The following is a 596-nucleotide window of genomic DNA, read 5'->3' on the forward strand; positions in this document are numbered from 1 at the left end:
AGGGCCGGGCCGGCGAGGCCCGGGCTCAGCCGCGCCGCGCCGCCAGGTCCACCGGCCCGAAGCCGCGGCGGTGATGCGGGCAGGGGCCATGCGCCGCCAGCGCCGCCCGGTGCCGCGCCGTGGGATAGCCGGCATGACCGGCGAAGCCATAGGCCGGCCAGCGCGGGTCGAGCCGCGCCATGGCCCGGTCCCGCGTCACCTTGGCCAGGATGGAGGCGGCGGCGATGGACAGGCTCAGCCCGTCGCCGCCGATCACGCAGCGCACCGGGCAGGGCAGGGGCGGCGGCCGGTTGCCATCCACCAGCGCCAGGTCGGGCGGCGCCGGCAGCCGCGCCACCGCCCGCGCCATGGCCAGGTGCGTCGCGCGCAGGATGTTCAGCCTTCCGATCTCGGCGGCGGAGGCGGCGGCGATCGCGCACTCCGCCTCGCCCAGCGCCGCGGCGGCGCGGAGCGCGGCGTAGGCGGCCGCCCGCGCCGGGGCGTTCAGCCGCTTGCTGTCGTCCAGCAGCGCGGCCAGGGCGGGCGGCACGCCGCGCGGGAAGACCCCGGCGGCGGCCAGCACCGGGCCGGCGAGCGGGCCGCGCCCCGCCTCGTCC

1 protein-coding gene is annotated in these 596 nt (G+C 81.0%); it reads right to left on the reverse strand.

Annotated elements, in window-relative coordinates; translation table 11 throughout:
• Nucleotides 1-25: 25 nt before the first annotated feature.
• Nucleotides 26-596 (reverse strand): ribonuclease HII (locus tag E2C05_RS32350; RefSeq protein ID WP_133223670.1); only part of this gene is annotated, 571 nt, incomplete at its 5' end.

The organism is Paracraurococcus ruber, from assembly GCF_004353985.1.
Classification (GTDB): Bacteria; Pseudomonadota; Alphaproteobacteria; order Acetobacterales; family Acetobacteraceae; genus Paracraurococcus; species Paracraurococcus ruber.